Here is an 8299-nt window from a genome sequence, read left to right on the forward strand (position 1 = left end):
ATCCAAATTTTAACAATAGAATAAAACTAGACAAAAAATAAAGCACAAATCAACAAACACACTAATAATCAACAAATTAACTATTTAACACATTGGATTTAACTTTTAACATTTTATACAAATCCTCAAAAAACTGCTTAAAAACTAATTCTACTACTTCCGAATCATTTTTTTAGCATTATAAAGACTGAATCCAATCTTCTAAACACTCTGCACGCTCCAAATTAATTTTTTTGCGAATTCTGTACCTGTTTGTCAGTACACTCGAAATAATTAATTCGGAAGATTTATTGTTATACAGATATAATTATACATTCTAATATTTTTTTAATAGGAAGGATATAACAGAAATCAGCTTTGTCAAATTGAGTTCTTTTTAAAGCTAATCCCCGGCAAGAAAATTACAAAATACTTGTCCGGGGATAACCACATCTAACCAAAAAACTACTAAGTCACTTATTAATCTGAACCCATCCGGTTCGGGTTTTACCATGCGCTTTAATTACGTAGTAATACGTTCCGTCAGGTAACTGTTTGCCATTTTTACCCTGTCCATGCCACTGCGTAGTATAGCCCTCTCCGTGAGCGTAAACTTCTGTTCCCCAGCGGTTATAAATCTTGATGCTTTCTACTCCGTGAGGAGTTAAATCAAAGACATCATTCAGATTGTCACCATTTGGTGAAATTCCTCTTGGAATAGGGCAGTCTTCGTAAGCAATGGTAAAACTGCTTTCATCAGTACACAAATCATCTTCTGAAATGGCATAAACATAAATGGTCTGTTTTTCGAGAATCTGCCTATCTGGGTATAACTCGTTTCCTTGTCCTTCCGGTTCTGTAAAATAGTGATTGTATTCAGACAAAGGTTTTAGCTCGTAGTACTCACAGCTTAGTGTTTTATCTTCAAATACATCTGCCACTACAGGAGCTGTAATATTCACCTGATAAGCGGTTTCTTCATAACAACCCTCATCACTGTTTAATTGCAATAAATATATCACGTGTTCACCCGGTTCTGCCAAAACATCTCCAACCTTGTATTCTTTGCCCTGACCGCCCGGTTCGGTATAGTAATACTGATCGCCATTTACTTCAGGGAATGCATATTCTGCGCATACTGCTACATTCTCCGGTTTCTTTGGAGTCTCTCCTTTTTGAGGTTGAATATACAATTCAAATACCTCATGACAGCCCGTTTCTGTATTGTCTACTCGAATATATACCGTTTGTGCTTGCGGTTCTTTTCCTAGATTATAATCCGTTATGTTTTGTAATGGATTCTCGTCCATTTCTGCCTCGTCCACTGTTTCAAAATAAGTGATAGTATAACTATCCTTTCCCGATTGGCTGAACATTGCTCCCTCTACCTGTTCTAAATTGACAATAATATCTTCCAAGGCATTTCGGCAAACGGCAATCGTTTCCGGTTGGTGAACTATTTCTGAAATAGGAGGATAGATTTCTACTTTTATGGAGCTGGAAACTGCACAATTCAATTCCGGAAAATTTACCCTAACCTCATACTCCCCACTCTCGTTGACATCTAGGTTTGGCTGTTTTTCGTCTTCCAATAACATTCCATCTTTATACCATTCTATCTCTGTTTTCAGTTCGTCTGAAAGCGCTATTCCAGATTGAATCACTATTAATTCCTCTTCGCATAAGGCATTATTGGTTTCAACCAACAGATCCGGACCTAAATCCAAATTACCCAAATCAAAACTGTTGGCATTAAAGAAAGCTGCTGAAGTATGAGCCTCAGTATAACAAAAATCAATTACAGCGAGTTTAATATGGTATTTTCTACCAGGCACCACAGACACCATCCCTGAAGACATCGCAATGGTAGAGCCCGCAAAATTAAAGGGTGCCACTAAAGGATCGACATTACCACCGGAAACATAACTACTCCAAAAAAACTCAGGATTTACCGTGCAACTTGTATTTGGTATTTTCTGAAAATCCCAAATTGTATTTAACGAAATGGGTAGATTCGTTCCGGGAATTTTGGCTATATTTTGTCCTTCTCCAGTGATCGTATCAACCAACCAGGCGGCAAACAAAGCGGCATTTTGACATGAAAACATACAACCTGCTTGGTAACTATTTGATGCCAGCAAGTATTCAAAATGAATAGAATCTGTAACTGGTATAAAGTCAAATTCCAATTGAGTTACCCGTTTATCATTTCGAGGACCTCCTCCCGCATCGTTTATAACATCATTAATATCTTGATTTCCTATCCAACGATTTTGGTTAGAACCCGTACTCCCTCCATGAGGACCAGGCACGTATCCTACAGGACCTGTTGAAAGCACCACCCCTTCTTTAAAAGGAAAATCAGACTTTCCTTTGTTAAAATACCCTAACGTATTTACCGTTTGCGTAATAGGACCCCCATCCCCATTTTGATAATGTACATTGGAAACCAAATCACAGTCTGAATTTACCAACACCTCTTTTACAAGCTCTTCTGCTGTATATTGTATTCCGCTTTCGCTAACTTCCAAATAGGGCGAGGATGTAAGACAAAGATTTAAAACTGTTTTCCATTTGCCATCTGTTGTATCTTCCGAAGTTCCCAATCGGATATAGTAACGCTGTCCCAACGTTAAATCTGTAAACAGATTTCCTTTTTTAGTTATTGAAAATTCAAAGCATACAAAAGGAGTAGTTCCAATTGAATTACAAACATTATCGTATAGTGCCCCCTCTATACGCAAAGAGGAGTTCTCTAATCCTTTTATCCGCAATAAATGGGACTCGGACGTAGCCGTAAACGCAAGCCAAATGTCATTTTGTAGATTTAGGACACAATCCGGAGTAGGGCTAGAAGAGACTGTAGCTCCGAATAAGGTTACATCCACAGAAGTTATACATTCTAAACTATCGTTTACCGGAATATCTATAGCTGCATCACAATTGTTGTTAGTACCTACTTTAGTCACTCCTATTGTCGGAGTTGACCAATTGCTATCACTTTTTCCATCCGTACATCTGGCTCTTACATAAATGCCATAAGCTGTTCCTTCAGCCAATCCTGTAATTGTGGTTTTCGGCATTCCGGTCACTGTAACGGTTTGAACAGGGATAGCTGTTTCATCTTCTCCATAATCTACCACAAGTACTTCCCAACGGATTACTGTCCCTTCTTGTTCCCATTCTATATCTATTGAGGTAGTAGTCTGACCAGTTACTGTTACATAATAAGGTTCCGGACAGGTTTCTATTTCTTTCAGCGTTACATCATCTAGATAAACATAAGTAGTTCCCATAGAGTTTACATGCCAAGCCAGATTAACATCTCCGGCAACTCCAGTAAAGAATACTACTTTTTCTTTCCAGTCTCCTTCCTGATAAAACTCAGTTGGCAATATAGTAGTCGTGAATTTTGTCGTATCTATTCCCTGAGAAGATAATAGTACTTCAAAAGAACTATTATAAGAAATCGTCGAACTTGTTTTATAATTGTATTTCAATATATACCTACCTACATTCATCGTAAATGCCGGCGAAATTAGCCAATCGTCATGTGTTTTTCCTGACAAACCATAGAAACGTACAACCTGATCTCCTTCATACACTTCTGACGCAGAGGTATATGTATGCCAAATATTACTTGTAGCAGAGGTAGAATCTCTATTACCATCTATTACCGTCCAACATCTATATGTTTTTGCATCTGTATTAAATCCCTCCCAAAACGGCGTAGCATATACATCATCACATAGTGTCGTGAACAGATAAGAACCGGACCAGATACTGTATTCTCCATTGCCACAATCCGTACGAACATAAAACTCATATTCTGTATTGGGCTTTAAGGTTTTGCCCGATCCATCCTGAGAAACAGTATTTTCTTTGTTTTTTGTAGCTGTACCACTTCCTGTAGGAACTGGTTCTCCGGCTTCCTGTACGTAATATTCCCAAGCGGTAGCCCCAAATTCATCATCCCAAAAAAGGATTGCACTATTGCTTTTTTCATCCTTTGAACAAAGAGTTACAGGCAGTGGCTCCGGACAACCTGTCACTTCCTCTATAAATACATTGTCAATATACAGATATGTATCCCAAAGTTGAGAAGTAACATGCCAAGCAATATTTACATCTCCGTTTACTCCTGAGATAATCACATATTCTTCTTTCCAATCCATGGTGGGATTGTATTTTTTTTTGGGAATTACCGTTGTGGTAAACTGACTGGTATCTGTTCCCGAATTGGACAACAACACTTCAAATTCATGATCATAAATCATCATAAAATCAGCCTTATAATGATACTTCAGTCTATACATTTTACCGATCATAAATTGTATGCTAGGTGAAATAACCCAATCATCATGAGGTAAGTTAGCTCCAAAATTCATTCCTCCGGCAAATTCTATAGCTGACATTCCTTCATATTTCTCTTTAGAAGAAATCTTCCACGTATTACCGCCACCAGTAGTAACATCTCGATTTCCATCAACTATAGCCCAACAATTTACAGATTCTGAATCCAAATTAAAGCCTTCCCAAAATGGTGTGTCATATACCTTGCAAGCTGTTCGGAATCTAAATGGACCAACCCAAACACTATACCCCCCATTCTCACATTCCGTACGCACATAAAACTCATACTCCATATTGGATTCCAACTTATTTCCGTTTTTATCATTATCTATAACTATTTCTTTATTTGCAGTAGCTGTTCCTTTTTTAGTAGATGATGGCATATTACCTCTTGATCTCTGTACAATATATTCCCAATTGGAACTAAAGTTATCCTCCCAATAAATGGTCACTTTTTCTTCCTCTTCATCTTTACTACCTAAATTCATTGGTTCCGGACAGCCAGGTATTTCCTCAAAAAACACATTATCGATAGACCATTTAGTTTCCTTTTCATCTGCTTTAGCATTTACATGCCAAGCAATGTTTACTTCTCCCCCAACCCCACCTATAATTAAAGTTTCTTCCGTCCATATTGCGTTTCCTTTTTCTTTTGAGTCCAAAACTACATCGAAATCCTCTATATCAGTTCCATTATTAGACAGGAGAACGCGATACTTAGCATTCTCACTTTGATCTAAGCAATGATATCGCAAACGGTAATACTTGGTCGTATCCAAATTAAATGTAGGAGAAATTAGCCAATCGTCATGTTGTGTTTTTAAACCATTAAAACACATAGAAGCATCTCCTTCGTATTGGTAAAAAATAAGGGAGAGAGGAGATAATCCCATTTTATTAAACAAGCCAAGCATCGATTCTACACCATCCTTATTCCGATCTATAATAGTCCAACAGTCCAAGGTTGGAGAAGTCGTATTAAATCCTTCCCAGAAAGGCAAGGTTTGTAGCATACAAGCTGTTTTAAAAGTGATCGGTCCGATCCACGGGCTGTATTTTCCAAATCCACAACTCGAGCGCACATAAAATTCATACTCGGTATTCGGCTGCAAATTAACACCTCCGATTCCAGTAGTTTGAGCAACCGTTACTTTTTTGCTGTTTGTCAAAACTCCACTAGCTGGAGGAATGCCTCCTCCAGCGTCCTGCATATAATACTCCCACTGGGTATTATGAATATCTTCCCATTCAAAATCTGCAGTATCCTTACCTATATTGCTCAACTCAATGTTATCCTCCGGACCAATACAATCTACTTTTTCGATAGTAATCTTATCTAAATATACATAGGTCATGCCGGTTGAAACCACATGCCAGCCTATGTGCACATCACCTATAACTCCTGTTACATAGACCGTCTTCTTCTTATAGGCTTCGTTTTTATAGGTAGTTTTTGATACCAACACCGTGGTAAAACTATCCGGATGTTGTCCTGAATCAGATAAAAGCACCTCAAATTCATTATTATATGAAATATGAGTTCGGTAATGATAAGTTACCCGCAATACTTCTGTAGCTGTTAGAGATACAACTGGTGAAATCAACCAATCGTCATGCGGGGCTACTGCCGAAGTCCCATAAAAACGCATACTATATGCTCCATCTGCTGCATAGGAAGAAGAATTATAATTATGAAAAACATTACTTAAATTATTTCCGTTTCCCGATCCGTTATCGTCTTGATCCAATACAATCCAACAATCCTTCAGCGTAGAATTAGCTTCAAAACTTTCTGTATAAGGCAATACGGTCAAAGGCGTACACAAGGTTTTAAATACAAAGGGCCCTTGCCAAACACTTGTACCATCTGCCCCACAATCACTACGCACATAAAACTCATAAGTAGTATTAGGTTGAAGATTATTTCCCTTGTAATCTTGTTTTACAGTCACTTCTTTTGTAGTGGTCGATATTCCAGAACCGGTAGGAAAAGGGTCTGTAGGTAACTGAACGATATACTCCCATCCTATTCCAAGGGAATCGTCCCAGAAAAGAGTAACTTCATCTGCTTTTATATCTTTTGTTCCAAAATCCAAAGGAGGATTACAACTAAAGGATCCTTTTGCTGTTAATAGCGGCTCCATATTGACAAAATCCTTCGATTCAAAAGAAGAAAATATCGACCATCGCTGGACGCCATAAACCAAAGCAAAGCAAAACAGCACCATCAAAAATAAGGTCAGTCTTTTTTTCATAATTGTTGATTATATTTATGATTAGTTAATTTATTTTATTACAGCATCTTGAATTGTTGCTTTTTGAGCTCTAAGGTTCTTTCCAAAATTTTATAATCTCTTTTTATTATATCAGGAGTAACTCCTTCTTTTCTTCCTGCTACACACTGTCGAATGTAATAATCGCTTATCTTATGTTTTTCAACAAGCGTTTCAATTACCTGTCGGTTATACTTAATGTTTCCTGTTTTTTTTGTTTCTTTGCTCATTGTTTAATCAGTTTCAGAATCTGAAACAAATATATAGAAAACTTTCTAACAAATAAGGTTAATTATAAGAAAATTTTCTATAAAAGATTTTTTATGAAATCTATTGTTACCAAATTAAAGCAATATCTTGAACACAAAGAGATAGCTATAAGTTATGCAGAAAAAGAAATAGGAGTTTCTAACGGTACTCTTAGCAAGCCCTTTAAAAACAACACTACAATTAAAACAGACACATTAGAAAAGTTTCTAAATAAATACAGCGACATTAATCCTGAATGGCTCTTAACCGGAAAAGGAGAGATGTTAAAAGACAATTACCAAAATACAGCAAGTAATACTGCAGATAGTTCGACTGTACCTATTCCTTTAATTTCTGCAGGAGGAATCACACACAAAGGAAGCAATACGGTTAAAGTTGTTCAAAAAAATATTATAAACGGCTATTCAATACCGGAATTCACACAAAGAGGAGTAGAATATATTATTCGGATGAGCGGTTTAAGTATGTATCCAAAATATAATAACGGCGATCTTTTAGGTTGTAAATCAATCGAAGATAAAAGTTTTTTTCAATGGGGAAAAATATACGCTTTAGATACAGATCAGGGTCTAATGATTAAAAGGTTATATCCATCTGACAAAGAGGATCATTTAGAATGCCACTCCGACAATAAAGACTATCCCCCATTTACAATACATAAAAGTTCAATCATTACTATGGCAATAGTAGTAGGTGTAATACAACTTGAATAACAAACTCTATATTACGTTAGGAGAAAATCAATCAAAATTATACCTTTTTAATCTCTGTTTCCAATTAATTCATAATTTATAGTCTAAACAGGCTAAGTTATTTAGTTAAATACCCTCTTTTTATTTCTGCGAGAAACTTTACTCCTCGTAACCCTCGGAGTGAAAATGTTATTTAGAAAGTATCATATATATTTTTTGTAAAATTGATTTTGCAATTGTAGCTAGTATTTTTTCTATCAGTTCTTTTGAATCTATAGCGATTGTATGCATAGCTCTCATTCTACTAAACCACTCTTCTATTTATTTGTAAACATTTCATAATAAAAAGATAGACCACCTTTTCAAGCAGCCTATCTCATATTAACCAAAATCAACACTAAAAGTGCTATTATGAAAAAATCATCTATTTTAAAAATATCTCGAAGAACTCGATACTCTTTTCGAGAAAAACAAATCGTAAAGCAGAATAAATTCATGTGATCCCTTGGCTTCTCTTCGGATATCAGAAGTGATGTAATCATAAGCATAACCGATTCTAAGACTCTTGGTAATTCTGTAATTCAGCATACCGCCTATGGCGTCATCTTTTCGGTAAGTTATTCCGCCTTCAAGCTTGTTGGCATACATCGCATTTAAGCTAACATCAAATGACATCGGTGCATTAAAACCGTATTTAACCATTGCCGAAGGTTTTAGCTTCCAGTCTCTGTC

At 36.5% G+C, this 8299-nt stretch carries 4 protein-coding genes; 1 reads left to right on the plus strand and 3 read right to left on the minus strand.

What is annotated here, in order from left to right; all coding sequences use genetic code 11:
* Positions 1-452: 452 nt before the first annotated feature.
* The gene (locus C8P70_RS13315; RefSeq protein WP_133713800.1) at positions 453-6587 is read right to left on the minus strand and encodes a choice-of-anchor J domain-containing protein; all 6135 of its coding nucleotides are present in this window, start codon (positions 6585-6587) and stop codon (positions 453-455) included.
* A 38-nt stretch (positions 6588-6625) separates the two neighbouring features.
* The gene (locus C8P70_RS13320) at positions 6626-6835 is read right to left on the minus strand and encodes a hypothetical protein (protein ID WP_133713801.1); all 210 of its coding nucleotides are present in this window, start codon (positions 6833-6835) and stop codon (positions 6626-6628) included.
* Between the two features lie 93 nt (positions 6836-6928).
* Here C8P70_RS13320 and C8P70_RS13325 point away from each other — a divergent pair, with 93 nt between their 5' ends.
* Positions 6929-7588, plus strand: coding sequence for a S24 family peptidase (locus C8P70_RS13325; protein ID WP_133713802.1), 660 nt, complete (start codon positions 6929-6931; stop codon positions 7586-7588).
* Between the two features lie 408 nt (positions 7589-7996).
* Here C8P70_RS13325 and C8P70_RS13330 read toward each other — a convergent pair.
* Positions 7997-8299 (minus strand): type IX secretion system membrane protein PorP/SprF (locus C8P70_RS13330; RefSeq protein ID WP_133711735.1); only part of this gene is annotated, 303 nt, incomplete at its 5' end.

The sequence above is a fragment of the Myroides indicus genome (genome assembly GCF_004364575.1).
In the GTDB taxonomy this organism is placed as follows: domain Bacteria; phylum Bacteroidota; class Bacteroidia; order Flavobacteriales; family Flavobacteriaceae; genus Flavobacterium; species Flavobacterium indicum_A.

Excerpts from the sequence above, each read along its gene's own strand:
- C8P70_RS13315 (WP_133713800.1), bottom strand. The coding sequence starts at position 6,587 with ATGAAAAAAAGACTGACCTTATTTTTGATGGTGCTGTTTTGCTTTGCT.
- C8P70_RS13320 (WP_133713801.1), bottom strand. The coding sequence starts at position 6,835 with ATGAGCAAAGAAACAAAAAAAACAGGAAACATTAAGTATAACCGACAG.
- C8P70_RS13325 (WP_133713802.1), top strand. The coding sequence starts at position 6,929 with ATGAAATCTATTGTTACCAAATTAAAGCAATATCTTGAACACAAAGAG.